The following is a 26268-nucleotide window of genomic DNA, read 5'->3' on the forward strand; positions in this document are numbered from 1 at the left end:
GCAGCCCACCGGATGCACCACCGACGCACTTGACCCGAAGGATCGCCCATGGCCGGCGGACTGTTCGCCCTCCTCGACGACGTCGCCGCGCTCGCGCGCATCGCAGCAGCCAGCGTGGACGACGTCGGTGCTGCCGCGGGTCGGGCCAGCGCCAAGGCCGCCGGCGTCGTGGTCGACGACACCGCCGTGACCCCGCAGTACCTCCACGGGTCGGCCGCGGACCGCGAGCTGCCGATCATCAAGCAGATCGCCATCGGCTCCCTGCGCAACAAGCTGCTCTTCATCCTCCCCGCCGCGGTGCTGCTCGGGCAGTTCCTCCCGTGGCTGCTGCCGGTGATCCTGATCTTCGGTGGTGGCTTCCTCGCCTACGAGGGCGCCCACAAGGTGCACGAGCGTCTCACCGGGCACTCCACCGAGGCCGAGGAGGACGTGTCGGAGGTGGGGGAGTTCACCCCCGAGCACGAGAAGCGCACCATCGCCAACGCCGTGCGCACCGACTTCATCCTCAGCGCCGAGATCATGGTGATCGCGCTCAAGGAGGTCGTCAGCTCCGATCCCGACGCGAGCATCTGGATGCGCGCGATCGTGCTGGCGGTCGTCGCGGTGCTGATCACCGTCCTCGTCTACGGCGTCGTCGCGCTGATCGTGAAGATGGACGACGTCGGCCTCGCCCTGTCCAAGCGCGACTCCCGGGCCTCCCAGCGGATCGGCCTCGGGATGGTCGGCTTCATGCCGAAGCTGCTCGCCGGCATCTCCCTCATCGGCACGCTGGCCATGCTCTGGGTCGGTGGCCACATCTTCCTCGTCAGCCTCTACGAGATCGGCGGCCACGACGGCCTGCTCGAGGGCACCGCCATCGGCGACGCCCTGCACGCGCCGTACGACCTCCTCCACCACTGGGAGGAGGACGTGCACCACGCGATCGGCGGGGCGCTGGGCGCCCTCGTCGGGTGGCTGCTCAACACCCTCGTCTCCGCCCTCGTCGGCCTCGTGGTCGGGTTCGTGGTGCTGTACGCCCTGCGCGCGGTCGGCGTCGGTGGTCACGGCGACGAGCACGGCAGCGAGCACGGGGACGAGCACGGCGGCGAGCACGCTGCGGACCACGTCCCGACGGGCTCCGAGGGGCGTGGCGGCGCGACCGGATCGACCTCCACCGACCCGCCCCCCGAGGATTCTCCGAATCGCTGAGGGCGGTCCTACTCTCTTCTGGTCCGCGCGGGAGATCCCGAGGACGCACAGATGTGCGGCGCAGACGGCTCCACCACACCAGGAGACAACCGATGGACTTCAAGGTCGCCGACCTCAACCTCGCCGCCTACGGCCGCAAGGAGATCGAGCTCGCCGAGCACGAGATGCCGGGCCTGATGGCCATGCGCGAGCGCTACGGCAAGGAGCAGCCCCTCACGGGCGCGCGCATCGCGGGCTCGCTTCACATGACGATCCAGACCGCCGTGCTGATCGAGACCCTCGCGGCCCTCGGCGCGGACATCCGCTGGGCCACCTGCAACATCTTCTCCACCCAGGACCACGCCGCTGCCGCGGTCGTCGTCGGCCACCCGTCCACGGGGGGCACCCCCGAGGACCCGAAGGGCGTGCCGGTCTTCGCGTGGAAGGGTGAGAGCCTCGCCGAGTACTGGGACGAGGCCGAGAAGGTCTTCGACTTCGCCGAGGGCGGCCCCAACATGCTGCTCGACGACGGCGGCGACATCACCATGCTGCTGCACCTCGGTGTCGAGTACGAGAAGGCGGGCGCCGTCCCGTCGCAGGACTCCACCGACAACGAGGAGTTCAAGGAGGTGCTGCGCGTCCTGGCCCGCTCGCTCGAGGCCGACCCGCAGCGCTGGACCAAGCGCGCCCCCATGGTCAAGGGAGTCTCCGAGGAGACCACGACCGGCGTGCTGCGGCTCTACGAGCGCTTCAAGGAGGGCACCCTCCTGTTCCCGGCGATCAACGTCAACGACTCGGTCACCAAGTCCAAGTTCGACAACAAGTACGGCTGCCGCCACTCGCTCGTCGACGGCATCAACCGCGCCACCGACGTGATGATCGGCGGCAAGGTCGCCGTCGTCTGCGGCTACGGCGACGTCGGCAAGGGTTCCGCGGAGTCGCTGCGCGGCCAGGGTGCCCGCGTCATCGTCACCGAGATCGACCCCATCTGCGCGCTGCAGGCCGCGATGGACGGCTACGAGGTCAAGCGCCTCGACTCGGTCGTCGAGACCGCCGACATCTTCATCACCACGACCGGAAACTTCGACATCATCACCGTCGAGCACTTCCACAAGATGAAGCACCAGGCGATCGTCGGCAACATCGGCCACTTCGACAACGAGATCAACATGGCGGGCCTCGCCAGGATCCCCGGCATCGTCAAGGACGAGATCAAGCCGCAGGTCCACCAGTGGATCTTCCCCAGCGAGGACGACAAGCCCGGCAAGAAGATCATCGTGCTGTCGGAGGGCCGCCTGCTCAACCTGGGCAACGCCACCGGCCACCCGTCGTTCGTCATGTCGAACTCCTTCACCAACCAGGTGCTGGCCCAGGTCGACCTGTTCACCAAGGCCGACTCCTACGAGCTGGGCGTGCACGTGCTGCCCAAGCACCTCGACGAGGAGGTCGCCCGGCTGCACCTCGACGCCCTCGGCGTCGAGCTGACCGAGCTCTCCAAGGAGCAGGCCGCCTACCTGGGCGTCCCGGTCGAGGGTCCGTACAAGCCCGAGCACTACCGCTACTGAGCAAGCGCACGCGTTCGGCTGAGGTCGGTCGTGGTGCCCCAATAGAATGGCGCCATGACCGACTTCGCCGAACCAGCGCGTGGCAGCGTGCTCGTGGTCGACGACGACCCCTCCCTGGCGGAGATGTTGTCCATCGTCCTGCGCCAGGAGGGGTTCGACAGCCGCATCGTGGGGCGCGGTGACGTGGCCCTCGACGCGTTCCGCGACTACCGGCCGGACCTGGTGCTGCTCGACCTGATGCTTCCCGGCAAGGACGGCATCGACGTCTGCAAGGAGATCCGCGCCGAGTCCGGCGTGCCGATCGTGATGCTCACCGCGAAGGGCGACACCATCGACGTGGTCGTTGGCCTGGAGTCCGGTGCCGACGACTACATCGTCAAGCCGTTCAAGCCCAAGGAGCTCATCGCGCGAGTCCGTGCGCGGGTGCGCCGCAACGACGTCACCCCCGGCGAGGGGCTGACGATCGGTGACGTGTCGATCGACGTGGCGGGCCACTCGGTGACCCGTGCGGGCGAGCCGATCAACCTCACCCCGCTCGAGTTCGACCTGCTGGTGTGCCTCGCGCGCAAGCCGTGGCAGGTCTTCACGCGGGAGGTGCTGCTCGAGCAGGTCTGGGGCTACCGCCACAGCGCCGACACCCGGCTGGTCAACGTGCACGTCCAGCGCCTGCGCTCCAAGGTCGAGCACGACCCGGAGAACCCGGAGGTCGTCGTGACCGTCCGGGGCGTGGGCTACAAGGCCGGCAAGTCCTAGGAGCCACCGGTGAGCATGCGTGACCGGCTCCCGCCGGTGCTGCGGCACGGGCCCGCCTTCTGGCGGCGCTCGGTGCAGGCGCGCGTCGTGGTGAGCACGCTCCTGCTCTCGGCGGCGGTCGTCGGCATCGTCGGCTGGTTCCTCATGCAGCAGACCCGTGACGGGCTGCTCGACCACCGGGTCGAGGCCGTGGTGCAGGAGGCGGAGGGCGAGACCGAGGCCGCCCGCGCGGCGCTGGCCGCCACGCCCGGCATCGATGCCGACGAGTCGGCCCAGCAGCAGGCGCTCGTCGAGCCGATCCAGGCGCGCGGGAGCACGCGTGGCTTCGCCGTGGTGCTGTCCCCGCCGGTCGACGAGGGCGTCCGGCTGGCCGACGGCGGCGCGAAGTTCACCGAGGGCCTCGACCTGGCCAGCGTCCCGGAGACCCTCGAGGCCCGCTTCGACTCGCTCTCCCCGACGGCCTGGACCTTCACCGACATCCGCACGACGCGGCCGATCCAGGGCCTCCCCGACGGCCCCGGCATCGTGGTCGGCAGCCAGGTCCGGCTCCCGGCCGACGACAACACCTACACGCTCTACTACCTCTACCCGCTGGCCGAGCAGGAGGAGACGCTCGCGCTCGTCTCGCGGGCGATGCTCGTCGCCGGTGTCCCGCTGCTGCTGCTCGTCGCGCTGCTGACGTGGCTGGTGACCCGGCAGGTGGTGACCCCGATCCGGATGGCCCGCCGGGTCGCCGAGCGCCTGGCCGCCGGGCAGCTCCAGGAGCGCCTGCGCGTCACCGGCGAGGACGACCTGGCGCGGCTCGCGACGTCGTTCAACCAGATGGCCTCCAACCTCCAGAAGCAGATCCGCCAGCTCGAGGAGCTCAGCCGGCTCCAGCGGCGCTTCGTCTCCGACGTCTCCCACGAGCTGCGCACGCCGATCACCACCGTGCGGATGGCCAGCGACGTCATCCACGACGCCAGGCCGTTCCTCGACCCGGTCACCGGTCGCGCCGCCGAGCTGCTCCAGAAGGAGCTCGACCGCTTCGAGACGCTCCTGGCCGACCTCCTCGAGATCAGCCGCTTCGACGCCGGTGCCGCCGTGCTCGAGACCGAGGACGTCGACCTGGTCGACGTGGTCCGGCGCGTCGTCGACATGACCTCGGTGCTCGCCGCCCAGCGCGACACCCGCGTGGTGCTGCACGACCCCGGCACCCCGTGCGTCGCGGAGGCCGACGTACGCCGGGTGGAGCGGATCGTGCGCAACCTCGTCACCAACGCCATCGACCACGCGGAGTGCCGCGACGTCGAGATCTTCGTCGGCGCCGACCTCCAGTCCGCTGCCATCGCGGTCCGCGACCACGGCGTGGGCCTCGGGCCGGGGGAGTCCGCGATGGTCTTCAACCGGTTCTGGCGCGCCGACCCGGCGCGGGCCCGCACCAGCGGCGGCACCGGGCTCGGCCTGTCGATCTCGCTCGAGGACACCCACCTGCACGGAGGGTGGCTCCAGGCGTGGGGCCGTCCCGGCGAGGGTGCCCAGTTCCGCCTGACCCTGCCCCGCCGGCTCGGCACCCAGCTGCGCCACTCGCCGCTGCCGCTGGTCCCCGTCGACGCCCGGGAGACGGTATGAGAGACGGCATGAGAGACGGCATGACGAGCCGTCGCGCCGTCCGGGTGGCGCGCGTGCTCGGCCTGGTCGCCGTGGCCGCGCTGCTGGCGGGCTGCGTGCGGATGCCGACCTCCGGACCGGTGGTCGAGTCGGAGGGCACCGGCGGGTCCCAGGACGCGCCCGGCATCTCCTTTGACCCCCGGCCCCCGCAGGCCGGGCAGGCCACAGGTGAGGTGGTCGAGGGGTTCTTCGAGGCGATGAAGGCCACGCCGGTCAGCGTCAGCGTGGCACGCCAGTTCCTCTCCCGGGAGGCGGCGGAGGCGTGGGTGCCCGAGCAGCAGATCATCACCTACGCCGAGCTCGGCGACCCGACGGCCGGCACCGCGGTCCGGGTGTCGCTGAACGACGTCAACACCTACGACGCGCGCGGCGCCTGGCAGCGGACCCGCGGCGGCACCACCCTGTCCATCGGCCTGGTCAAGGAGGACGGCGAGTGGCGCATCGACGAGGTGCCCGACGCCCTCATCGTGCCGGAGACGTGGTTCGACGACTGGTACGAGCGGGCCTCGCTCTACTACTTCGACCCCACGACCGAGATCATGGTCCCCGAGCCGGTGTTCGTGCCCCGCGGTGACCAGTTCGCGTCGTCGCTGGTGCGCGGGCTGCTGACCCGGTCGTCCTCGGACCTGCAGGACGTCACGCGCAGCTACTTCCCACCGGGCACCACGCACGGTCTCTCGGTGCCGATCACCTCCGGCGTCGCGCAGGTCTCCCTCTCCGGCGACCCCGACGCGGTGGACGAGCTGACCGCGCAGCGGATGCTGGCCCAGCTCGTCTGGACGCTCCGGCAGGAGCCGCGCATCGGCGCCGTCCAGCTCAGCATCGGGGGCCGGACGATCGTCGGGCCCAGCGGCTCCCCGCAGGTCAGCCTGCAGTTCGGCAGCGGCTACGACCCCAATGGTGTGCCCGCCACCACCGACCTGTTCGCGCTGGACCAGGGACGTGTCGTCACCGGTCCGATGGGCGAGCTCCTGCCCACACTCGGCCCGCTCGGGCAGGAGGAGTCCGGCTACGACCTGCGCTCCATCGGCGCCAGCCTCTCCGGCGTCCGGGTGGCGGGGGTCACCTCCACGGGCACGGACCTGGTGGTGGCGCCGACCGAGTCGCCCTCCGGGGAGGTGGCGACCGTCATCTTCGAGGCCGTCGACCTGGCCGCACCGCACTGGGACTACCGCGACCGCATCTGGGTGCTCGACCGCAACAACGGCCGCGCGCGGGTGTTCCAGGTCGTCGACGGGGCGGCCGCGGAGGTGGCCGTGCCGGGGTTCACCGGGCGCCGGCTCACCGAGCTGATCGTCTCGCGCGACGGCAGCCGGCTGGTGGCCGTCGTGCGGACCGGCAAGGCGGACCGTGTCGTCTCGGTGCGGGTCCGGCACGACTCCGGCGGAGCCGTGACCGGGTTCACCGGGCCGCAGGTGCTGCCTGAGCCCGCGGAGGGCACCGCGCGCATCCGGGACATCGCCTGGCGCTCGCCCACGACGGTCTCGGTGCTGAGGGACATCATCACCGAGGGGCTCTCGCAGGTGCGCACGGTCTCCGTCGACGGGGCCCCGGGCGAGATCTCGACCGGCGGCACGACGACCCTGCGCGGTCGCATCCGCACGCTCGTGTCCACCCCGGTGGACCTCGTCGAGGCCTACGCCGTGGCTGGACGCTCGGTGTTCGCCCTCACGCGGCCCGAGCGCTCGGTGCCCGACCTGCCGCCCGGACTGACATCGCTCACCTACGTCGGCTGATCCACAGGCGCCGCGCCTGCGGTTGCCGTCGTACGACACCTGCTGCTGGCATGGCCGGGTGCTCGACGAGGCCCTCGACCTGTTCCTCGGCAGCCGGTGCGTGGGGTGCGACCTGCCGGGCCGGATGCTCTGCCCGGGCTGCCGCGACGGCCTGTCCGGCCGGCCACGGGTGGCGTGGCCGGCACCCGTGCCCGACGGGCTCGTGACGCCCTGGGTCGCGGAGGCGTACGACGGTGCCGTGCGAGCGCTGGTGGTGGGGCACAAGGACCGCGGCCAGTGGGGCCACCGGCGGGTGCTGGGCGACCTGCTCGCGCAGGCGGTCCACGGCGCCGCCGCCGACCTCGACCCCGCGGTGCCGCTGCTGCTGGTCCCCGTGCCGTCGCGGCCGGGTGCCGGCCGTCGTCGCGGCTACGAGGCCACCGAGGCGCTCGTGCGCCGGGCCGCGTCCCGCGTACGTCGCGAGCGACCCTCGGCGGTCGCGCCGCTGCTGGTCTCGCGCGGGGCCGCCGACCAGGCCGGTCTCGACGCGGGGGACCGGGCCACCAACATGGCCGGCTCGATGCACTGTCCCTCCGCCGCGCTCGCACGGGTCGGCCGCCGGTGGAGCCGGGCCCACGTCCTCGTCTGCGACGACGTGCTGACCACCGGATCGACCGCCCGTGAGGCCCAGCGGGCCCTCGAGGCGGTCGGCCTGCCGCCCGTCGCGGTCGCTGCGGTGGCGGCCACCCGGCGGCGCGCCGGGCCTGGGGGCCAGATGTCCCAGACCGACAGGTGACCCCACGGTTGGCCCGATGCGGTTGAGGGGCTAGCGTCTTGTCATGGAGTCCGCCCGGGTCCGTGGTTGCGTCACGGAGAGGGCTGTGCGCGGCACCGCGAGGTGCAGCGACAGGCCAGACCCGTGGCAAGCCGATGCCAGTCGCAGGCGAAACGGTCCACGTAAGTCCCCGGGCACCGCGCTGCTCTGCAGCACGACGCCCGTCGGACGATCACGGTGCGGCTTAGAAGTAAGTCCTGCCTCGTCGCCGGCACCAGATGTGCCGGACGCCGGGAGAAGGCCAGTAGTGACGGAGAAGTTGCGAACGCTTCAGCAGGCGGTTGTGGGGTCGAAGACCAGGTCGGCCGGGCGGGCTCCATCCCACCCTGCCCCGGCGGGCGTTCCGCCGCGGCGAAATGGAGGGGTGCGGACCGTTCGCTAGTTGAGGAGGTTCACATGGAGGTTGTGGTCACGGGACGGCACTGCGAGGTGTCCGACCGGTTCCGCGAGCACGTGTCCGAGAAGCTCAGCCGTCTGGAGAAGCACGATCACCGCATCATGCGCGTCCAGGTGGAGGTGGAGCTCGAGAAGAACCCCCGCCAGCACGACCGCTCGACGAAGGTCGAGCTCACGGCCTTCTCCAAGGGGCCGGTGATCCGCGCCGAGGCTGCCGCCGAGGACAAGATGGGTGCCCTCGACCTTGCCCTCGACAAGATGCAGGCCCAGATGCGTCGCGCGGCCGACCGCCGCCGCGTGCACAAGGGACGCAACGCGCACGTCGGCGTGGGCGAGGCCCTCGCCTCGTTGCCGGAGGTCGAGGACGCCTCCGCCGGCGACGAGGGAGTCGTCGAGCGCAAGGTCGGTCCGATCACGGTGACGGGTGACGGACCGCTCGTGGTCCGCGAGAAGTCGCACACCGCGATCGCGATGACCCTCGACCAGGCCCTCTACGAAATGGAGCTCGTCGGGCACGACTTCTACCTCTTCGTGGACAAGGAGAGCGAGCGGCCGTCGGTGGTCTACCGCCGCCGCGGCTACGACTACGGAGTCATCTCGCTCGAGGTGGACTGAACCGTCCACTGCCCCCGGTCGCGCGCGCATGACATGATGCGCGCGTGACCGAGGCAACATCAGCTGGGACCGAACCCGTCCGCGTCCTGGTCGTCGACGACCAGGAACTCTTCCGTCGTGGCCTCATCATGCTGCTGGGTGGAGACATCGACATCGAGGTGGTCGGCGAGGCCGCCGACGGCATCACAGCCACCGAGCTGGCGATCACCACCGCGCCCGACGTGATCCTGCTCGACGTACGGATGCCGCGCCGCACCGGCGTCGAGGCCTGTCGCGCGATCAAGGAGGCCGTGCCGGCCACCAAGATCATCATGCTCACCGTCTCCGACGAAGAGGCCGACCTCTACGAGTCGGTCAAGAACGGTGCCGCCGGCTACCTGCTCAAGGACTCCTCCATCGAGGAGGTCGCCCAGGCGATCCGCGTGGTCAACGAGGGCCAGTCCCTGATCAGCCCCTCCATGGCCGTCAAGCTCATCGACGAGTTCAAGCAGATGTCGAAGCCCGAGCGCGAGCAGGGCCCGGCCCTGCGGCTCACCGATCGCGAGCTCGAGGTGCTGCGCCTCGTCGCCAAGGGGCTCAACAACCGTGAGGTCGCCAAGGAGCTGTTCATCTCCGAGAACACGGTCAAGAACCACGTCCGCAACATCCTGGAGAAGCTGCAGCTCCACTCCCGCATGGAGGCAGTCATGTACGCCATGCGCGAGAAGCTCCTCGACCTGCCCTGATCGTGCAGGCGGTGTCGTACCCGTCTGGTTGAGTTCACGCGTGGACCAGCTCACGCAGCTCCAGGCCCGCCGGATCGCCCTGGCAGCCCAGGGCTTCACCGACCGGCCCCACGCCACGCCCACGATGGCGACGTTCGACCGCACGCTGGCGCGCACCGGCGTCCTGCAGGTCGACTCGGTCAACGTCCTCCAGCGCGCCCACTTCATGCCGCTCTACTCGCGGATGGGGCCCTACGACGTCGACCTGCTGTGCCGCGCCCAGCACGGCACCCCACGCCGACCGCGCCGGCTCGTCGAGTACTGGGCGCACGTCCAGGCGCTGATGCCGGTCGAGCTGTGGCCGCTGATGCGCCACCGGATGGAGAAGTACCGCGGCGAGCGGGGCAAGTGGGGCTTCACCGCGGATGCGTCGCTCGAGCCGCAGGTGCTCGACGCCGTGCGCGACCGGGGCCCGGTCACCGCGCGCGACCTCGAGGACGACTTCAGCACCGGTCCGCGCACCAAGCAGCACTGGGGCTGGAACTGGTCCGAGGCCCGCAAGGTCCTCGACTACCTCTACCTCGTGGGCGACGTCGCCGTCGCCGGGCGCAACAGCCAGTTCGAGGTGGTCTACGACGTGCCCGAGCGGGTCCTGCCCGCGAGCGTGCTCGCCGCACCGACGCCGACGCCGCAGGAGGCCGTCACCGAGCTCGTACGCCGTGCCGCGCGCTCGCACGGCGTGGCGAGCGGCCCCTGCCTGGCCGACTACTACCGCCTGCGGCTCCAGCCCACGCCCGGGAAGGCGAGCGTCAAGGTGGCGATCGACGAGCTCGTCGAGTCCGGCGAGCTGACCCCCGTGGCGGTGCAGGGGTGGAAGCGGCAGGCCTACCTCCACCGCGACGCCCGGCTCCCGCGGCGGGTGGCGGCCCGCACGCTGCTCAGCCCGTTCGACCCGCTGGTGTGGGAGCGGGCGCGCGCCGAGGCCCTCTTCGACTTCTTCTACCGGATCGAGATCTACGTCCCCGCCGAGAAGCGCGTGCACGGCTACTACGTGCTGCCGTTCCTCCTCGGCGACCGGCTGGTCGGGCGGGTCGACCTCAAGGCCGACCGGGCCACCGGACGCCTGCTCGTCCAGGGCGCGTTCGCCGAGCCGGGCGCCCCGCCGGAGACCGCCCACGAGCTGGCCGGCGAGCTGCGCAGGATGGCCGACTGGCTCGGTCTGGACGACGTCGTGGTGGGCGAGCGGGGCGACCTGTCGCACGCATTGGGAGACCCGTTGGCGAGGTAGGTACAGTTACCACTCGTGCCTGCCATCATCGACAAGCTCCTCCGCATCGGCGAGGGCAAGATCCTCCGTGAGCTCGAGTCCGTCTCCAAGGCCGTCAACGCCATCGAGGACGACTTCGTCAAGATGACCGACGACGAGCTCCGCGGGATGACCGACGAGTTCCGCGAGCGGTTCGCCAACGGGGAAAGCCTCGACGACCTGATGCCGGAGGCCTTCGCCACCGTCCGGGAAGCGAGCAAGCGCGTGCTGGGCATGCGGCCCTTCGACGTGCAGGTCATGGGCGCGGCGGCGCTCCACCTCGGCAACATCGCCGAGATGAAGACCGGTGAGGGCAAGACGCTCGTCGCCGTGCTGCCCTCCTACCTCAACGCGCTCGCCGGCAAGGGCGTGCACGTGGTCACGGTCAACGACTACCTCGCCAAGTTCCAGTCCGAGCAGATGGGCCGCGTGCACCACTTCCTCGGCCTGACCACCGGCGTGATCCTGCCGTCGATGCGCCCGGCGGAGCGCCGCGAGGCCTACGCCTGCGACATCACGTACGGCACCAACAACGAGCTCGGCTTCGACTACCTGCGCGACAACATGGCCGACTCGGTCGAGGAGTGCGTGCAGCGCGGCCACAACTTCGCCATCGTCGACGAGGTCGACTCGATCCTCATCGACGAGGCACGGACCCCGCTGATCATCAGCGGCCCGACCCAGGACGAGGTCAAGTGGTACGCCGAGTTCTCCAAGCTCACGCGCACCCTCGTCAAGGACGTCGACTACGAGGTCGACGAGAAGAAGCGCACCATCTCGGTGCTCGAGCCCGGCATCACCAAGGTCGAGGACCACCTCGGGATCGACAACCTCTACGACTCGGTCAACACCCCGCTCATCTCGTTCCTCAACAACTCCATCAAGGCCAAGGAGCTGTTCCGCAACGACAAGGAGTACGTCGTCATGGACGGCGAGGTGCTCATCGTCGACGAGCACACCGGCCGCATCCTGTCCGGTCGTCGCTATAACGACGGCCTGCACCAGGCCATCGAGGCCAAGGAGGGCGTGACCGTCCGCGAGGAGTACCAGACCCTCGCCACGATCACGCTCCAGAACTACTTCCGCCTCTACGAGAAGCTCTCCGGCATGACCGGTACGGCCATGACCGAGGCCTCGGAGTTCGACAAGATCTACAAGCTCGGCGTGGTCCCGATCCCGACGAACCGCCCGATGCAGCGCCTCGACAACGTCGACCTGGTCTACCGCACCGAGGAGGCCAAGTACGAGGCCGTCGCCGACGACATCCGTGAGCGCCACGAGAAGGGCCAGCCGATCCTGATCGGCACCGTCTCGGTCGAGAAGTCGGAGTACCTCTCCAACCTGCTGCGCAAGCGCGGCATCCCGCACACCGTCCTCAACGCCAAGCAGCACGCCGACGAGGCCAAGGTCGTCGCGCTCGCCGGCCACCGGGGCTCGGTCACCGTCGCCACCAACATGGCCGGTCGAGGCACCGACATCATGCTCGGCGGGTCCGTCGACTTCCTGGCCGACCAGGAGCTGCGCAAGCAGGGCCTGGACCCGGTCGAGGCGCCGGAGGACTACGACGCCGCCTGGCCCGCCATGGTCGAGCGCATCAAGGCACAGGTCGCGGCCGAGCACGACGAGGTCAGGGACCTCGGCGGCCTCTACGTCGTGGGCACCGAGCGTCACGAGTCGCGTCGCATCGACAACCAGCTCCGCGGTCGTTCCGGCCGTCAGGGCGACCCGGGCGAGTCCCGGTTCTACCTGTCGCTGCAGGACGAGATGATGCGCCTGTTCAAGTCGGAGTGGGTCGACCGCATCCTCACCGTGCTCAAGGTGCCTGACGACGTGCCGATCGACGCCAAGCGCGTCAGCAACGCCATCGCCGGCGCCCAGGCCAACATCGAGTCGCAGAACTTCGAGTCGCGCAAGAACGTGCTCAAGTACGACGACGTGATGAGCCGCCAGCGCGAGGTGATCTACGCCGAGCGCCGCCGGGTGCTCGAGGGCGCCGACCTGGGCGAGCAGATCCGCGGCTTCCTCGACGACGTGATCGCGGGCTACGTCCGCGGCGCGACCGAGGGCTACGCCGAGGACTGGGACCTCGACGGCCTGTTCACCGCGCTCAACCAGCTCTACCCGGTCGGCCTGACCAAGGAGGGCCTCGTCAAGGAGGCCGGAGGGGTCGAGGGCCTCGGCCGCGAGAAGCTCGTCGAGGACCTGCAGAAGGACGTGCAGGAGGCCTACGACCGCCGCGAGGACGAGATGGGCGAGGAGGTGCAGCGCGAGCTCGAGCGCCGCGTCGTCCTCTCCGTGCTCGACCGCAAGTGGCGCGAGCACCTCTACGAGATGGACTACCTCCGCGAGGGCATCTACCTGCGGGCCTACTCCCAGCGCGACCCGCTCGTGGAGTACCAGCGCGAGGGCTTCGACATGTTCGCCGCGATGATGGACGGCATCAAGGAGGAGTCGGTCGGCTTCCTCTTCAACCTCCAGGTCGAGGTCGAGGACGACGAGGACGACGAGGTGCAGGCCCAGCCGGTCGCTCCCCAGGTCTCCGCGTCCACCCCGCAGATCGACTTCGCGCAGGCGGCGGCCCATGCGCCCGGTGCCCAGCCGCAGCAGCCGCACCAGCACACGCCCACCATCCGGGCCAAGGGCCTCGACAAGCCCAACCGTCCGCAGAACCTGTCCTACAGCGCGCCGTCCGAGGACGGTGAGGCCGAGGTCCACGCGTCCGCGGGCGCCGAGGACGACCCGTTCGCCGGTGTCGGTCGCAACTCGCTGTGCCCCTGCGGCTCGGGACAGAAGTTCAAGCGCTGCCACGGCGCCCCCGGCGGCGCCATGGGTCGCGCGACCATGGGCGGCTGAACACCCCACGGGGCGTCAGCCCCGAGCTCAACCCCAGGTGATCGCCACGCACTGCCACCGGTCCCGCACGACCTCGAATCGTGCGGCGACCGCGCGTGAGCGACGGCCGTAGCGCACGTGCGCGCTGGCCTCGACCGCGTCGCTGCGGATCAGGGCGGTGCGTACGCCGACCACGACCGGCCGCGCCGGGTTGGGTCCCCGGACCCGGCCCGGGGCGAGGCCGCCGGCGGCGGTGACCGTCCGGGCGCGGCCCGACATCGCGTCGAAGACCTCCGGGACCGTGTGGCGCAGGAGCTGGGCGACCTGCCGGTCGCCGGCGGCGATCTCGACGGCGGCCTGCAGGTAGCGGCCGACGAAGGCGTCCACCTGCTCCCGGGAGGCGCGCTCCAGGTCGGCCACGTCGCTCGCGCGGGTGCTGCGCAGGCGCGGCCGCGGGGGAGCGGTGCGCGGAGTCAGGTCCAGGGCCAGGGCGCCCTGCACGCTGGCCATGCCGGCGCTCGGTCGGAGCGTGATGACCTCGGCCTCGGCGCTGTCGGGTGTGCTCATCGTCGTTCTCCGTCCTTCTCGTTGCTCAGCTCGGTGCTCGGCTCTGTGCTCGTGTCGGTGTCGGGCAGGCGGAGTGCCTGGCCCGGGTGGATCAGGTCGGGGTCTCCGCCCACGACGCCGCGGTTGTGGCGCCAGATCGCCCGCCAGCGGGTCTCGACGTCGCCGGCCGGTGCCGGGTGCGCGCGGGCGATGGACCACAGCGAGTCGCCGGTCCGGACCACGTAGGCGTCTGCAGTCGTCGCGGCGATCGAGGCGACCGGCGCAGCCGGGCGCTCCGACGTGTCCGGCGCGGCGGCACGCTCGGGCAGCGGGAGCCCGACGAGCACCTCGGCTCCGTCGCCGCTCGAGGCCTGCGCGGGGAGCGCCGTACCGGCGACCACGGCCGCGCCGCACGCGAGCAGCACCAGTCGACGCGTGGCTCCTCCGCTGCGCGGCACCGCGCCCGTCACGACCTCGACGACCGTCACCGAGGTGACGACCCAGAGCCACGCCAGGGACAGGGCCAGCACGGTGGCGCAGGCGGCGACCATCGTCTGGGGGAGCGTCTCGGCGGCACTCGCGTGGGCGGCTGCACGCCAGGTGCCGGGCACGATGTGTGCCGCCGCTGCGGCGGCGGCCGTGACGCCGAGCCAGACGGCGTACGGCCGCGCCGCGCAAATCGACCCCCGAGTCACCACGCGATCCTTTCGTTTGCGTGCGTTTGCATCATTCAACGAGTGTTCGCCAGGTGTGTCAACGGCTCCTCCCCAAGGTGCCGGCCGGCTCGCGGCAACCGATGCAGGGGTCATGGCGTCTCCCGGATGAAGGGGGACGATGACGGTGAGGACCATGACGACGCGAGCCCGGACCCGGTCTACGGCTGCGGCCGTGCTGCTGACCCTGACGTCCGGCTGCGGGGCGAACCACAGCGGCGACGCACCCGCAGTCACCGGAGCGACGGCCGAGCCCACCGCGGAGCCGACCCCGGAGCCGATCGAGTCGTCCGCCGGCGATCCCGACCCCAGCAGCAGTGCCGACACCCACCTGCCCGTGGCCGTCGCGCTCGACCTCCACGTCGGTGGCGAGCAGGTGGCCGGACGCTGGTACACCGTGGCAGGCCGCGGCACCCACTGGGTCGGTCTCCGCGACGACGGCACCTGGTGGTGGGGCTACGACGCCGAGCCGCAGAGGATCGAGGGCGAGATCGACCAGCCGCCCGCGATCTCGGCCGACGGCGGCCGCGTCGCCTACGTCCGGACCGAGTCGGACCATCGGTGGATGCTCGTCGGTGCCGACACCGAGGAGGGCGGCGAGGGCCTCGGCGCCGTGGACCTGCCGCGGGGCGCGATGAGTCCGCCGCCGCGCGCGATCGCGGTGACCGCAGACGGACTCGTCGTGGCCGGCGGACCCGACTTCCAGTGGCTCTGGCGGCCACTGGTCGACGGTGCGACCGTCGACCTCGCCGAGACCGCGCCGGGGCAGGTCGTGCTCGGCGCCACCGACGCGGGCCTGGTGGTCAACGAGGGGACCTACGGCCGGACCGACGCGACCCAGGGGGCTCCCTACCTCGCGGTGCTCGCGGACGACGGCACGCTGACCCGGCTGGGCCCGCTGCCGACGCACGACGTGCTGGTGGCCGACGAGGAGTGGGTCGCCTACGTCCCGCCGGGGACGGTGGGCGGCGAGGCGTCAGGGACGGTCGAGCTGCAGGTGCAGCGTCGCGACGGCTCGGACGCCGGGGCGCTCACCGCGCCGGAGGGATGGCAGTTCCTGGTACCGGGGTTCCGTTGGGAGTCCCCGGGGCAGCTGCTCGCCGTGCTTGTCTCGTCGACCGGTGAGACCGAGGGGCTGGCCCGGTGCCGGCCGGACACCAAGACCTGCGAGCTCGTCGACGTCGCTGGCTAGGCTCGCCCCATGTCCTGGGAGCACGACCTGTTCGCGCTGCTCGACGACCTCGAGGGGCAGGCGGCCGCAGCGTGGGAGGTCGACCGCGAGGCCGAGCTCGCCGACCGGGCGCGGACCGAGTACGGCTCCGTCACGCTCGCCAGTCGGCTGATGGCCTCACGGGGCCGCGACGTGGCCCTCGACCTCCCGCACGTCGGCCGGCTCGAGGGAAGGCTGGCCCGGGTGGGGGAGGAGTGGTGCCTGCTCGACGCGACCGGACAGGACTGGATCGTCCCGCTGCGCGCGGTCACCGGCGTACGCGGGGCGAGCGAGCGCTCGGTGCCCGAGGTGGCGTGGTCACCGGTGGACCGCCTGGGCCTGCGCGCCGCCCTGCGCCGCCTCGCCGACGCCCGAGCCCGCTGCCTCGTGCACCTGGCCGACGGCACCCGCCACGAGGCGTACGTCGACCGTGTCGGCGCGGACTTCCTCGAGGGGCGCGCGACCTCGGGCGAGGTCTTCCTCGTGCCGTACGCCGGGCTCGTCGCCGTGCAGAGCCGCGAGGACTGACGCGGCGTCCGCAATCGTCAGGTGGCCTCGACGTCGTAGGGCGGGACCTGGCCGTCGGGGAGGGCGGACTTCTTGGCGGACTCCGCCTGCTCGCGGTCGACCTCGGCCATGGCCTCGGTGATGTGCTTGCGCACGATCGTGCGCGGGTCGAGGTCGCGCAGCTGGAGGTCGGAGTAGTCCGGGCCGAGCTCGTTGCGGAGCTCGTCGCGGGCGTTGGTGGCGAGCCCGCGGGCGCGGTGGAGCAGCTGGGCGGCCTGGCGCGCGAGGTCGGGCAGCTTGTCCGGACCCAGCACGATGACCGCCACGAGGGCGATCACGGCCAGCTCGAGGAGCCCGACGTCGAACATGCTTCAGAACCTACTGCCTGGCCGGAGCCGTGGTCCGGAGTGGTCAGAACTTGCTGGACGGGGTGAGCCCGAGCTGCATGCCGGCGAGCCCACGGCCGCGGCCGGACAGCGTCTCGGCGACCCGGGTGAGCTCGCGCGCGGCCGGGGCGGTCGGGTCGGCCTCGACGATGGGCTTGCCCACGTCGCCGCCCTCGCGCAGCGAGATGTCGATCGGGATCTGCGCCAGGACCGGCACGTCGTAGCCGAACCGCCCGGACAGCGTCGCGGCGACGCGAGCCCCACCGCCGGAGCCGAAGATCTCCAGGCGGTGGTCGTCCTCGGGCGGGCAGTGCGGGCAGGGGAGGTAGCTCATGTTCTCGACGACGCCCACGACGCGCTGGTGCATCATCGAGGCCATGGTGCCGGCGCGCTCGGCGACCTCGGCGGCCGCCTCCTGCGGGGTCGTGACGACGATGACCTCAGCGCTCGGCAGGTGCTGGCCGAGCGAGATCGCCACGTCGCCGGTGCCCGGGGGCAGGTCGAGCAGCAGGGCGTCGAGGTCGCCCCAGTAGACGTCGGCCAGCATCTGCACCAGCGCCCGGTCGAGCATCGGGCCGCGCCAGGCGACGACCTGGTCGCGGCGGGGCTTGAGCATGCCGATGGAGATCACGGAGACGCCGCTGGGGGTGGGCACGGGCATGATCAGGTCGTCGACCTGGGTCGGCCGGGTGTCGGCCACGCCGAGCATGGCGGGCACGGAATGGCCGTAGATGTCGGCGTCGACCACACCCACCTTGAGCCCCTGCGCGGCGAGCGAGAGGGCGAGGTTGACCGTGACCGACGACTTGCCGACGCCGCCCTTGCCGCTGGCGATGGCGTAGACCTTCGTCAGCGAGCCGGGCTGGGCGAACGGGATCTCGCGCTGGGCGCGGCCGTCGCTGAGGATCTCCTTGAGGCCGGCGCGCTGCTCGGCGGTCATCACGCCGAGGGTGAGGTCGACCGACGCGACGCCGGGGACCTTCGTGACGGCCGCGGTGACGTCGCGGTTGATGGTGTCCTTGAGCGGGCAGCCAGCCACGGTCAGCAGCACGTGGACCGCGACCGAGCCGTCGTCGGCCACCTCGACGGTGTCGACCATTCCCAGCTCGGTGATCGGGCGCTTGATCTCGGGATCGTTGACGGTCGCCAGGGCGTCCATCACCTGCTGCTGCGTGGGGGTGCTCATGATGGGGAAGTCTACGAGCCACCCCGTGGGCTCACGGTCCCGGCTCGTCCTCCGGCTCGCGGCGCGACAGGTCCTCGATGTCACCCAGCAGGCCGCGGAGCTCCGAGCGGAGGAAGTCGCGGGTGGCGACCTCGCCGACCGACATCCGCAGCGAGGCGACCTCGCGGGCCAGGAACTCCATGTCGGCGTGGGCGCGGGCGTTGGCCTGGCGATCCTGCTCGGCGACCACCTTGTCGCGCTGCTCCTGGCGGTTCTGGGCGAGCAGGATCAGCGGGGCGGCGTAGGACGCCTGGAGGCTGAGCATGAGCGTCAGGAAGATGAAAGGGAACTCGTCGAAGCGCAGGTCCGCGGGGGCCAGCACGTTCCAGCAGATCCAGGCGGCGACGAACATCGTCATCCAGAGCAGGAACTTCGCGGTGCCCATGTAGCGGGCGAACGACTCGGCGAACACGCCGAACGTGTCGGCGTCCACGCTCGGGCGCCGCACGATCTGGCGGCGCGTCTCGCGCGGGGTGTCGAGGCGGGTCCGGCGGTCGGCGCTCACCCGGCCCTCCCCGCGCTCGGTCCGCCGTTGATCCGGCCGGGCCGCGGGGCGCGGTCGCGCCAGCCCTCGGGCAGCATGTGGTCGAGCAGGTCGTCGACGGTGACCGCGCCGATCAGGCGCCCCTCGTCGTCCACCACGGGTGCCGCGACCAGGTTGTACGTCGCCAGGTGGGCGGCGACCTGGTCCAGGGATGCGTCGGGGCGCAACGGGTCCATCGACTCGTCGAGCGCGGCGGCGACCAGCGTCGAGGGGGGCTCGCGCAGCAGCCGCTGGATGTGCGCGGCGCCGAGGAGCTTGCCGGTCGGGGTCTCGAGGGGCTGGCGGCAGACGTAGACCAGGGCGGCGAGGGCGGGCGTGAGCTCGGGGTTGCGCACGTGGGCGAGCGCGTCGGCGATGGTGGCGTCGGGGGAGAGGATCACCGGCTCCGGCGTCATCATCGCCCCGGCCGTGTCGTCGGCGTAGGACATCAGGCGCCGGACGTCCTCGGCCTCCTCGGGCTCCATCAGCCCGAGCAGGGTGGCGGCGGTCTCGGGGTTGAGGTCGGCGATCAGGTCGGCAGCGTCGTCGGCCGACATCTCCTCGAGGATGTCGGCAGCGCGCTCGGAGTCGAGGTGCTCGAGGATCTCGACCTGGTCCTCGTCGGGGAGCTCCTCCAGGACGTCGGCGAGGCGCTCGTCGTCGAGGGCCGCGACCACGGCCGTACGCCGCTCCGGCGGGAGGTCGTGGATCATGTTGGCCGCGTCGGCCGGGCGCATCTCGTTGAGGGCGGCGATCAGGTGGGTGGCGCCCTGCGTGGGCTCGTGCTTCGTCAGCCCCGTGACGTCGCGCCACTCCACGACGTGGGTCTGGCCGCGCCGCCGGAAGCCCTTGCTCGGCTCCTGCACCGCGACCCGCGACAGCACCCAGTCACGGTTGCGGGCCTGCTCCATCGCCACGTCGTAGACCACGCCGGTGGTGCCGCCGTCCTTGGCCGGATCCTTGATGGTCACGGTGCGGTCGAGCATCTGACCCATCACGAGCGTCTCGGTCGAGCGCTGCTCGAACCGGCGCATGTTGAGCAGCCCGGTCGTGTGGACCTGACCGCTGTCGATCGCGGTGATCCGGGTCATCGGCACGAAGATCCGGCGTCGGCCGAACACCTCGGCGACCATGCCGAGGACGCGCGGCTGGCTCGTCTCCGTGCGGAGCGCGACGACCAGGTCGCGCACCTTGGCCACCTGGTCGCCCTGGGGGTCGAAGATCGGCAGCCCGACGAGCCGGGCCACGAAGACGCGGGTCGGGGTGGTGCTCACGCCCGCAACGTTAGCGTGCCCCGTCCTTCGTGAACCGCCTCCACGCCGCGCGCGTGGTGTACCCTGACGTCGCACGAGTCACTTCTGTCACATCGATCGGACCCGGGCCGACACGTCGACGACGTGTGGGGAGGGGTCACGGTCGGGTCACCTCGACGACGCCACTTCCCCGACATCTGTGAGGCCCCCTCCATGCCCGGCACGACTGCTTCCTCGCGCCCGTCCTCCCTCCGACGCCTCTGCGCCGTCGGCCTGACGCTCGCCACGGCCCTGCTCGTGGCCCCGGCCGCGCCCGACGCCGGGTTCACGCCCGCCGCAGCGGCCGAGCCCGCCGCCACGCCCGTCGCGGCCCGGACCATGGAGGTCCCGCAGACGACCCCGGCCACCGGGTTCCGCGTGGGCAACTTCAACGTCCTCGGCGCCGACCACACCGCTCCCGGCGGCAACCGGAAGGGCTGGGAGTCGGGAACGGTGCGCATGGACCGCGTCGTCTCCCTGCTGGGGCAGAACACCCTCGACGTCGTGGGCTTCCAGGAGTTCCAGCCGCCGCAGGCGGCCCGCTTCGCGGAGCTGATGGGCACGTCGTGGCAGACCTACCCGGGCCTCGACAACCCGGCCGGTCCGTCGGTCAACTCGATCGGGTGGCGCACCGACGTCTGGACGCTCCTCGAGGCGCGCACCCTCCCGATCCCCTACTTCGACGGCGCGCCGAGCCGGATGCCGGCCGTGCTCCTGCAGAACGTCGCCACCGGCCGCCGCGTGTGGTTCTTCAACACCCACAACCCGGCCGACGTCCGCGGTGCGGCGCAGGCCTACCGCGACGCCGGCTTCGCGATGGAGGTCGCCCTCGCCAACGAGCTGCGGGCGGCCTACCCCGACGCTCCGTTCATCTCGCTGGGCGACAAGAACGAGCGCGGCAGCTACTACTGCAAGGTCGCCCCCGGCGCCAACATGTGGTCGGCGAGCGGCGGCTTCGTCGACGGCAGCACGTGCTCGCCGCCCGGTGGCGGCGCGATCGACTGGATCATGGGCACCAAGGACGTGTTCTTCAACAGCTACACGCGCGTGTGGAACGACTACGTCTCCAAGACGAGCGACCACCCGCTCTACACCGCCAACGTCGTCGTCCCGGCCTCCGCGCCGGTCGGCGTCGACCACGTCGTGGTGGTCGCCGTCCCCGGCCTGACCTCGGCCATCGCGGGCGGCTCGAGCGCCCCGGGCGAGGCCACCCGCATGGCCACCAACGGCACGTCGACGATGAACGCCCGGACCGTCACCGAGAACACCCAGGCCGACGCCAACCTGATGTCGCTCCTCACCGGACGCCGGGTGTTCCCCAAGGCCGGCGGCCACGGCGTCGGCTCCAAGAAGACGCTCCCGTCCACGGTCCACGACTCGGCCGGCCAGTACGTCTCGAGCCTCTTCGACCTCGCGCACAACAACTCGGGGCGGACGATGTTCGCCTCGAGCCGCAAGGAGAACCAGCTCGTCCTCCGCAGCTGGAACCGCAAGAGCGGCGGCAAGGACCCCTACGGCGTCGACGACGGCACCGCCAAGATCGACCGGTTCAAGATCATGCGCGACGACTCGAAGAGCGTCGGCTGGTGGCGCGACACCATCGAGCGCAAGCCCGCCGAGCTGAGCGTCATCGAGCTCTCGGGCGTGATGAAGGCCGGGCTGGACGGTGGCTTCAAGGGCCAGGCGTACCAGAAGGCGGTCCGCAAGGCGTTCCAGAAGGTGGCCGGCATCCGTCGCAGCATCGCCAAGTCGCCCGAGATGAACGGCACCACGCTGCTCATCGTCACCGGCACCGGCGGCGCGCAGAAGTCGCGCGGGTCGTCGCGCACCTGGGCGAAGAGCTACAAGGTGCCGATGTGGGTGACCGGTCCGGGTGTCCCGGCCGGCAGCGACCTCTACGCGCTCAACCCGTCCTTCACCTCACCCGGCAGTGCGCAGCCGGGCTACTCCGGCACCCAGCCCATCCGGGTCGGCGACCTGACCAACCTGGTGACACGCTCGCTGGGTGTCCCGCCGGTACCGGCGTCCTCGATGGACCCGGAGCAGCGGTTCCAGGTCTTCGACCCGTTGCTGGTGCCCGGGTCCTGACCGCGACGGTTGGTGCCGGGTGACGGCGCCCGGTTAGGCTTGCCTCTCTGAGCCGTCCACGCCCGGCGTGGAGTCGTCCGCCGGGGCCGTCGGCTCGCCCTCCGCAGAAGGTGGCCGTGAAGCACAAGGACCCCGAGACGACGAGCAGTGCGGGCAGCCCGCGCCGCTCGCGCGTCGAGCTGTGGGCTCCTTTCCTCGTGCTCGCGGTCGTCGCGGCCGTGGTGTGGGCGTCGTTCTGGTCGGACTCGGCGGTCGACGACGTCGCCAGCGACCGGTCGGACGCCTCGCAGGCCACGGCCGCCTCGGACGACACGGGCGAATCGGGCGACCCCGACGGGTCGGGCGACGACGACGGTGCGGGGGAGCGGTCCGGATCGGCCGGAGCCGAGCCCGAGCACGCGGAGCCCGAGCAGCTCGAGGAGTCCGTACGCCGCTTCCGTGCCGCCCAGCGCCGGCTCGCCGCCCGCGTCTCCCGGCAGGTCAAGGTGGTCGAGCGGCGCACCCAGCCGTTCGAGTTCCAGGTCGCGTCCTACAACGTCCTCGGCGACTCGCACACGGGGCCGGGGGGCAACAAGCCCGGCTTCCCCGACGGCGGCCCGCGCATGGACATGTCCATCGCCGCGCTGCGCAGCAACGGCATCGACGTCGTGGGATTCCAGGAGTTCGAGCAGAGCCAGTACGGCATGTTCACCTCGCGCGCGGGTGAGTACTCGCTCTACCCGGGGATGTCGCTGGGCAACAAGTCCGTGCGCTTCAACATCGCCTGGCGCTCCGACGTGTTCCAGCTGGTGGAGGCCCACACGCTCTCCATCCCGTACGCCGGCGGCAGCCGCATCGCGATGCCGGTCGTCCTGCTGGAGTCGATCAGCACCGGTCGCCGGGCGTGGTTCGCCAACTTCCACAACCCCGCCGACACGCCCAACCTCGGCAACAACGCTCGCTGGCGGGCCGAGGCGGCCGCCATCGAGGTCGCCCACCTCACCGAGCTGCACCAGGCCGACGGCACCCCGGTGATCGCGACCGGCGACTACAACGAGCGTGCCGAGATCTTCTGCCGCTTCACCGCCGGCGGCATCTTCACCGCAGCAGCGGGAGGCAGCTCGGCCGCCGGATGCTCCCCGCCGCCGAGCATGCAGGTCGACTGGGTCTTCGGCTCCACCGGCGTCGCCTTCACCGGCTACTCCGTCACCGGAACGGGCCAGGCCTCGGACCACAGCATGGTGCACAGCACGGCGACCCTCACCGGGGACGACGGCGAGACCGAGGTCCAGCCCGACGCCGACACCGACGGCGAGGGCCAGTAGGCGCTGAAGCCCGGCGCCTGCCGCTCGGTATAGTCCGCCGCGTGAGGTCCCTGAGCCAGTTGAGGCGTGCCGCCGCGCTGGAGGTCCTCCGGATCGACGCCGCGGGCCTGCTGGTCGCCGGCACCCGCGACCAGCTCGTCGACGTCGCCTTCGACGGCCGCCGCATCTGGTCCTTCTGGCTGCTGCGCGACGGTGAGCAGGGCGACGACGGCGTCACCCTCACCTGGCCGAAGCCGCTGCGCCCGTTCCTCGACGGCGTGACCGAGGTGACGCTGAGCGACCCCGGCAGCGACGCCGTGCTGTTCTCGCGCACCGTGCAGTTCGGGGAGCGTCCGGACCGGATCGAGGTGGTCAACCCCGCCGGCCGCCCGCTGAGCCTCGACAAGTCCCTCAAGCTCGTCGAGACCTTCGACACACGCGACGCCGCGCAGGTCGAGCCCCTGCTCGACGCGATCGAGGAGGTGCTCGGCGCGCTGCGGCAGGTCGGGCTCGACGCCTTCCTCGCCTACGGCACGGCCCTCGGCGCCATCCGCGACGGCGGCCTCATCGGCCACGACAGCGACGCCGACCTGGGCTACGTCAGCACCCACGACCACCCGGTCGACGTGATCCGGGAGTCGTTCCGGATCCAGCGCGCGCTCACCGACATGGGCTACCGCGTCACGCGCTACAGCGCCATCGCGCTGAAGGTGCACGTGCTCGAGAGCGACGGCCTCGACCGCGGCCTCGACGTCTTCGGCGGGTTCATGCGCGACGGCACCCTCTACCTCATGGGCGAGATCGCCGTCCCCTTCCGGCGCGAGTGGATCTACCCGCTCGGGACGGCGTCGCTGGAGGGTCGGGAGCTCCCGGTCCCGGCCGACACCGACAAGTTCCTCACCGCCACCTACGGCCCCCGCTGGCGCGTGCCCGACCCGGCCTACAAGTTCACCACCCCCGCGAGCACCATCGAGCTGTTCAACGGCTGGTTCCGCGGGATGCGCACCGGCCGCGCCGGGTGGCACGCCTACCACAAGCGCACCGCGCACCACTCCACGTCGGTCTCGGCCGTCGCCGAGGCGGTCGCCGAGCGCCACCCGGACCTCGCGACGTACGTCGACATCGGCTGCGGGCGCGGCACCGACGTCGCGTGGTTCGCCGACCGCGGCGTCACCGCGATCGGTCTCGACTTCCAGCCCTACGCCTACGACGCGGAGGCGGAGCGCCGCGCCGACGACCCGCGCGTGACGTTCCAGCTCTTCAACCTCCTCGAGCTGCGCCACGTCCTCGCGGTCCCCGCCTGGATCGCCCGGATGCCCGGCCCGCGCGCCGTCGGCTGCGTCCACGTCGTCGAGCGCCTCGGGCGCCGTGGCCGGCTCAACATGCTGCGCTCGGCCCGCATGGTCCTGGCCGGGACGAACGGCACCCTGCACCTGCAGTTCCTCAGCGAGAAGGGGCGCGACGGCTACGCTCGCCGCACCGGAGCCCGCAAGCCCCTCGACCCGGCGATCGTCGCGGCCGAGGTCGAGGAGTCGGGAGGCCGGGTCCTCGAGGAGGTCCGCGAGCACGTCTCGGACGCCCCCGGCAGCTCGCAGGTGTGCCGCATGATCATCGACTGGAACGCGTGAGGTGGGAGCAGACATGTTCGGACTGGGCAATCGGAAGCGGCATGGCTCCGGCCTCGAGGTCGACGGCAACCTCGAGAAGCGCGTCGCCGCCCTCGAGGAGGCCGTCCAGGAGAACCGCGCCCTCAACGTGCGGCTGGCCGAGCTCACCGACGTCGTGACCGAGCTGCTGCTGCCCGTGGCCGCGCGCGACGAGGAGAGGCTGGAGGAGCTGCTCGGGAAGTACCGCGGGGACTTCTCTTGAGCCCTGGCTCAGGCGACCGCGGCGGTCAGCGCCGGGTCTTCCTGCACGTGGGGCTGCCCAAGACCGGTACGACGTACCTCCAGCAGGTCGTGTGGGCCAACCGCGACCGCCTGCGGTCGGCGGGGCTGTTCCTGCCCGGGTTCGGCCACCGCGAGCACCTCTGGGCGGCCCTCGACCTGCAGGAGCGGCCCAGGCTGGCGCGGCGCCACGCCGACGCCCCCGGGGCGTGGCGGCGGCTCGTGGACGAGGCGTCCGCGCAGACCGGTGACGTGCTGATCACCCACGAGTTCCTCTGCGGCGCGAGCGCCGAGCAGGCGTCGCGGGCGATCGCCGACTTCCCGGACGCCGAGGTGCACCTCGTCGTGACGGCCCGCGACGCCGCGAGCGTCGTCTCGGCCGGGTGGCAGGAGTCGGTGAAGAACGGCAGCACCGTAGGCCTCGACGCCGTCATGGCCGGCAAGGCCGCGGGCGGGCCCGAGTTCAGCATGCGCACCTGGGACCTGGCCGGTGTCCTGGAGCGCTGGACACCCGACCTGCCGGCCGACCGGGTGCACGTCCTGGTGATGCCCGGCGCAGGTCAGCCGCGCGACCTGCACTGGCGGCACTTCGCCGAGGTGCTCGGCATCGACCCCGATGCCTACGAGGCCCCCACCGACGCGGTCAACCCCGCCCTCGGGATCGTCCAGATCGAGACGCTCCGGCTGGTCAACAAGCACCTCCCGCCCTACTCCGCGCAGGAGCGCGGCGTGTGGATCCGCGGCTACCTCGCCGAGGACCTTCTCGCCCGGCAGCCGCGCGAGCGTGGCGGTCTGCCGGAGCACCACCGCGCTCGGTTCGCCGAGCTCGACCGGGCGGCCACCGCGCTGATCGCCGACCGGGGCTTCCACGTGCTGGGGGACCTGGCGGCGCTCACGGCGGACGCCGGCGGGGCGTCGGGCCGCGAGCCCGACACGGTCACCACCGACGAACTTCTCGAATCGGCGTCCCGACTCGTCGCTGATATCGTGGCCGACGTCCGCGCGAGCACAGGTGATGTGCCGCCACGTCGGGGGAATCTCTGATCCGGGCGCCTCTGGTGCCACGTAGGA

General features: G+C 71.6%; 23 protein-coding genes. 17 read left to right on the forward strand and 6 right to left on the reverse strand.

The window, feature by feature from the left end; genetic code table 11:
• The first annotated feature begins 48 nt into the window (after positions 1–48).
• The 10 genes from ACXJKB_RS08825 (at position 49) to secA (ending at position 13559) form a co-directional block, all read left to right on the forward strand.
• Positions 49–1188 (forward strand): DUF808 domain-containing protein, encoded by a 1140-nt coding sequence (locus ACXJKB_RS08825; protein WP_457187439.1) that lies wholly within the window; start codon positions 49–51, stop codon positions 1186–1188.
• A gap of 92 nt (positions 1189–1280) precedes the next feature.
• Positions 1281–2732, forward strand: a complete 1452-nt coding sequence (gene ahcY / locus ACXJKB_RS08830; RefSeq protein ID WP_457187441.1) for an adenosylhomocysteinase — start codon at positions 1281–1283, stop codon at positions 2730–2732.
• A gap of 54 nt (positions 2733–2786) precedes the next feature.
• Positions 2787–3485: an MtrAB system response regulator MtrA gene (gene mtrA, locus ACXJKB_RS08835; protein WP_457187443.1), complete on the forward strand. Its 699-nt coding sequence runs from the start codon at positions 2787–2789 to the stop codon at positions 3483–3485.
• 15 nt (positions 3486–3500) lie between these two features.
• Positions 3501–5096, forward strand: a complete 1596-nt coding sequence (gene mtrB, locus ACXJKB_RS08840) for an MtrAB system histidine kinase MtrB (RefSeq protein ID WP_457187633.1) — start codon at positions 3501–3503, stop codon at positions 5094–5096.
• A gap of 20 nt (positions 5097–5116) precedes the next feature.
• Positions 5117–6871: a GerMN domain-containing protein gene (locus ACXJKB_RS08845; protein ID WP_457187445.1), complete on the forward strand. Its 1755-nt coding sequence runs from the start codon at positions 5117–5119 to the stop codon at positions 6869–6871.
• A gap of 58 nt (positions 6872–6929) precedes the next feature.
• On the forward strand, positions 6930–7646 hold the full coding sequence (locus ACXJKB_RS08850) for a ComF family protein (protein ID WP_457187447.1): 717 nt from the start codon (positions 6930–6932) through the stop codon (positions 7644–7646).
• A 435-nt stretch (positions 7647–8081) separates the two neighbouring features.
• Positions 8082–8696 carry a ribosome hibernation-promoting factor, HPF/YfiA family gene (gene hpf / locus ACXJKB_RS08855; RefSeq protein ID WP_457187450.1) on the forward strand — a complete coding sequence of 205 codons (615 nt, stop codon included), beginning with the start codon at positions 8082–8084 and terminating at the stop codon, positions 8694–8696.
• 44 nt (positions 8697–8740) lie between these two features.
• Complete coding sequence (locus tag ACXJKB_RS08860; protein WP_457187452.1) at positions 8741–9421, forward strand: response regulator; 681 nt, start codon at positions 8741–8743, stop codon at positions 9419–9421.
• Between the two features lie 40 nt (positions 9422–9461).
• Entirely contained in the window at positions 9462–10688 is a 1227-nt protein-coding gene (locus tag ACXJKB_RS08865) for a winged helix-turn-helix domain-containing protein (RefSeq protein ID WP_457187454.1), read from the forward strand.
• A 15-nt stretch (positions 10689–10703) separates the two neighbouring features.
• Positions 10704–13559, forward strand: a complete 2856-nt coding sequence (gene secA / locus ACXJKB_RS08870) for a preprotein translocase subunit SecA (protein ID WP_457187455.1) — start codon at positions 10704–10706, stop codon at positions 13557–13559.
• 27 nt (positions 13560–13586) lie between these two features.
• On the opposite strand, the gene ACXJKB_RS08875 is transcribed toward secA, so the two are convergent.
• Complete coding sequence (locus ACXJKB_RS08875; RefSeq protein WP_457187457.1) at positions 13587–14105, reverse strand: Rv3235 family protein; 519 nt, start codon at positions 14103–14105, stop codon at positions 13587–13589.
• Complete coding sequence (locus ACXJKB_RS08880; protein ID WP_457187459.1) at positions 14102–14779, reverse strand: LysM peptidoglycan-binding domain-containing protein; 678 nt, start codon at positions 14777–14779, stop codon at positions 14102–14104. Before ACXJKB_RS08880 ends, ACXJKB_RS08875 begins: the two co-directional genes overlap by 4 nt.
• A 154-nt stretch (positions 14780–14933) precedes the next feature.
• On the opposite strand from ACXJKB_RS08880, the gene ACXJKB_RS08885 reads away from it, so the two are divergent.
• The gene (locus ACXJKB_RS08885; RefSeq protein ID WP_457187461.1) at positions 14934–15989 is read left to right on the forward strand and encodes a hypothetical protein; all 1056 of its coding nucleotides are present in this window, start codon (positions 14934–14936) and stop codon (positions 15987–15989) included.
• 9 nt (positions 15990–15998) lie between these two features.
• Complete coding sequence (locus tag ACXJKB_RS08890) at positions 15999–16535, forward strand: hypothetical protein (protein ID WP_457187463.1); 537 nt, start codon at positions 15999–16001, stop codon at positions 16533–16535.
• Positions 16536–16552: 17 nt separating this feature from the next.
• Here the strand turns inward: ACXJKB_RS08890 and ACXJKB_RS08895 are convergent, their stop codons facing one another.
• Genes ACXJKB_RS08895 through ACXJKB_RS08910 form a run of 4 tightly spaced genes read right to left on the reverse strand, consistent with a single transcriptional unit; the run spans position 16553 to position 19922 of the window.
• Positions 16553–16882 carry a sec-independent translocase gene (locus ACXJKB_RS08895; RefSeq protein ID WP_457187465.1) on the reverse strand — a complete coding sequence of 110 codons (330 nt, stop codon included), beginning with the start codon at positions 16880–16882 and terminating at the stop codon, positions 16553–16555.
• Between the two features lie 43 nt (positions 16883–16925).
• On the reverse strand, positions 16926–18086 hold the full coding sequence (locus ACXJKB_RS08900) for an Mrp/NBP35 family ATP-binding protein (protein ID WP_457187467.1): 1161 nt from the start codon (positions 18084–18086) through the stop codon (positions 16926–16928).
• Positions 18087–18117: 31 nt separating this feature from the next.
• Positions 18118–18630 carry a DUF1003 domain-containing protein gene (locus ACXJKB_RS08905; protein ID WP_457187469.1) on the reverse strand — a complete coding sequence of 171 codons (513 nt, stop codon included), beginning with the start codon at positions 18628–18630 and terminating at the stop codon, positions 18118–18120.
• Entirely contained in the window at positions 18627–19922 is a 1296-nt protein-coding gene (locus ACXJKB_RS08910) for a magnesium transporter MgtE N-terminal domain-containing protein (RefSeq protein ID WP_457187471.1), read from the reverse strand. The genes ACXJKB_RS08905 and ACXJKB_RS08910 overlap by 4 nt, the downstream gene beginning before the upstream one ends.
• Positions 19923–20114: 192 nt before the next feature.
• On the opposite strand from ACXJKB_RS08910, the gene ACXJKB_RS08915 reads away from it, so the two are divergent.
• The 5 genes from ACXJKB_RS08915 (at position 20115) to ACXJKB_RS08935 (ending at position 26241) form a co-directional block, all read left to right on the forward strand.
• Complete coding sequence (locus tag ACXJKB_RS08915) at positions 20115–22028, forward strand: endonuclease/exonuclease/phosphatase family protein (protein ID WP_457187473.1); 1914 nt, start codon at positions 20115–20117, stop codon at positions 22026–22028.
• A 116-nt stretch (positions 22029–22144) separates the two neighbouring features.
• Positions 22145–23332, forward strand: a complete 1188-nt coding sequence (locus ACXJKB_RS08920; protein ID WP_457187475.1) for an endonuclease/exonuclease/phosphatase family protein — start codon at positions 22145–22147, stop codon at positions 23330–23332.
• 41 nt (positions 23333–23373) lie between these two features.
• A complete protein-coding gene (locus ACXJKB_RS08925; protein WP_457187477.1) occupies positions 23374–24939 on the forward strand; it encodes a hypothetical protein in 1566 nt (521 codons plus the stop codon).
• 13 nt (positions 24940–24952) lie between these two features.
• Positions 24953–25180 (forward strand): DUF6752 domain-containing protein, encoded by a 228-nt coding sequence (locus tag ACXJKB_RS08930; RefSeq protein WP_457187479.1) that lies wholly within the window; start codon positions 24953–24955, stop codon positions 25178–25180.
• The gene (locus ACXJKB_RS08935; RefSeq protein WP_457187481.1) at positions 25177–26241 is read left to right on the forward strand and encodes a hypothetical protein; all 1065 of its coding nucleotides are present in this window, start codon (positions 25177–25179) and stop codon (positions 26239–26241) included. Before ACXJKB_RS08930 ends, ACXJKB_RS08935 begins: the two co-directional genes overlap by 4 nt.
• The last annotated feature ends 27 nt before the right edge of the window (positions 26242–26268 follow it).

The organism is Nocardioides sp. P5_E3, from assembly GCF_054049275.1.